General features: G+C 32.1%; 3 protein-coding genes. 2 read left to right on the plus strand and 1 reads right to left on the minus strand.

Features of this window, described 5'->3' with window-relative positions; genetic code table 11:
• Positions 1 to 646 precede the first annotated feature (646 nt).
• Complete coding sequence (locus RV14_RS11525) at positions 647 to 1,048, plus strand: ArpU family phage packaging/lysis transcriptional regulator (protein WP_071856383.1); 402 nt, start codon at positions 647 to 649, stop codon at positions 1,046 to 1,048.
• 156 nt (positions 1,049 to 1,204) lie between these two features.
• On the opposite strand, the gene RV14_RS12335 is transcribed toward RV14_RS11525, so the two are convergent.
• Positions 1,205 to 1,363 carry a hypothetical protein gene (locus RV14_RS12335; RefSeq protein ID WP_167359866.1) on the minus strand — a complete coding sequence of 53 codons (159 nt, stop codon included), beginning with the start codon at positions 1,361 to 1,363 and terminating at the stop codon, positions 1,205 to 1,207.
• Between the two features lie 99 nt (positions 1,364 to 1,462).
• On the opposite strand from RV14_RS12335, the gene RV14_RS11530 reads away from it, so the two are divergent.
• Positions 1,463 to 1,963 (plus strand): hypothetical protein, encoded by a 501-nt coding sequence (locus RV14_RS11530; protein ID WP_071856384.1) that lies wholly within the window; start codon positions 1,463 to 1,465, stop codon positions 1,961 to 1,963.
• Positions 1,964 to 2,179 lie beyond the last annotated feature (216 nt).

Consider the following 2,179-nt stretch of genomic DNA (forward strand, 5'->3'; position numbering starts at 1 on the left):
CAAAAAATAACCATCTAACACTTTGACAGGTCAGTAGATGGTTAAAACACTATTGATGGTCACCGTCTTTTTAACGGTTCTACAGTGGAGGCGTGTTCCAGCACGTCTCTTTTCGTTTATTATAGCATGTATTAGAATAAAAACAATAATAAAAGACATCTCATGTAAAGATGCCTTATTGCAATCGACCACTGACTGCAGTACATAGAATATGGAATTGTAATCAAAGCTTCTTCTGACAAGAGTATATCATATCCCCCCATTAAGTAAAAGTAGCTGAAAGAGCATTTTTTGACCGGTGCGCCCCTTCCTTCATACAAATACCGCTTTTTGAGTTTTTTATATCCCCCCCTCCTTAATTATCAAGTGATGCTCTTTTGGGAAACGGATATGGGAACTTTTTCCAATAGCGAGGACTTTTTGAAAAAATTTTTTCCTTGAGATGAAATGCTATAATAGCAATGAATAGAGCTGTTTTTATCGTTCAAAACCGTGCAGAAAAAAGCCCTTTTTTTCGCAGTAATAAGAATACATAAAAAAAGACCAGCTAGACATCTAACTGGTCAATGTTTAAGAGTGCTTATATCACACCAACGAAAAAATCGAAAACTTTGATACATCAATTATAACATAAAAAGGTGATTTGATGATATCAGATAAAGAAATCAGAAAACGAGCGAAGAGCGTTTTAAGGACTTGTCCAAGGTTGCAACGACTATGCGGTGATATTCATACATTGAAGTCTGTTACATTGTCAGATATGCCTAAAAATGTTTCTAAGATTAATCATACTGAAAACATCACCGTTCGTCAGATTGATAGACTGACTGAAGCACAGAACCAATTACAAGCCATTAGAGAAGCGCTGGATATGTTAAGCACAGATCACAGGGAAATACTTACAAGAATATATATCACGCAAAATGATAAAACACAGCAATACATCGCTGATGAAATGGCAATGGCGCTAAAAACACTACAAAGCCATCTAAGAATAGCCTTAGTAGAATTTGCAGAGGCGTATCATTATGAAAATTTATTTATCTAATTGAGCCTTTCATTTAGTTTGTTTAAATAGCGGAATATGAGACCTTTGAATCAATATGGTAGATAGGCGCAAAATTGCGCTGAGTAATGAAAGTAAAACCTAAGGTCACTCAGATCGACCTTAGGTAGATGAAGATATAATAAAGGGTATCCCATTTTAGAGATACCCTTTATTTATTATTGTTACTTTACCACTGAGCTTATGTGCAATGAGCATAGCTTTTTCTTTTGATTCAAAATGCCACGCTTCTTTTTTGGAGTATGTGTATTTATAGTCAGGGGTGATGTAACCATGTAAAACAGCAACTGCATACATTGTGCATCGCTCCTTTTTAGCGTGTATTTTAATCTCTTTAGTAAGCGTTGTCAACTAAAGTTTCTTCATGTTAATATTTTTATGAGGTGATGTTTTTTTATGGAAGAAAGAAAGCTAAGAAATTTGAAGTTTATTGTTGATGTAATTAATGATGCTATATCAAAAGAAGCGTATAAATCAGCTTTTATAAATGCTTTTATTATTCCTGATGTATGTGGGCAGATTGAATATGATTGTTCTAAAGGAAATAAAACAGCTTATGTATCCTGGTATAACGAATATATTTTTAAACACGAAAATACGGCAGATAAGAACGTAATTGATGGAGATATTATCTATCTAATTAGATGTAAATTATTTCATGAAGGGAACATGTATCATAAAGAAATTATCAACAATTTGAAAAATAAATATAAAGTTATAGATAAGGTTGATGATTATAATTTGAGAATTGATATGAATGAGATTTGTGAGGTGGATCAATTTAGTGTATTAACTAGCGACCGTAAAATGATAAATATTGATATTTCAATTAATATAATTAACTTTACAAAAAAAATTGTCAGTGTTGCTGAAGATTATTATAGAACTAAAAAGTAATAATTATTGAGAGGTATTATAAAGTTTTTATTTATATTTTGGCATGGTGGACTTTTGAAAAAGGTCTGTGCTTTTGTCTGTATCTGTAGTAAAAATTAATGGTTTTTAGTGGTAAGATAAAATAGATAAAACCTTGATATAGCAAGCTTAAACACTACTAATCTAATTTGATTGTAACCCTAGAATTGAATGGAAGGCAGTGTAGGGTAAAGCTAT

The sequence above is a fragment of the Enterococcus ratti genome (assembly GCF_001886195.1).
GTDB classification, from domain to species: domain Bacteria; phylum Bacillota; class Bacilli; order Lactobacillales; family Enterococcaceae; genus Enterococcus_B; species Enterococcus_B ratti.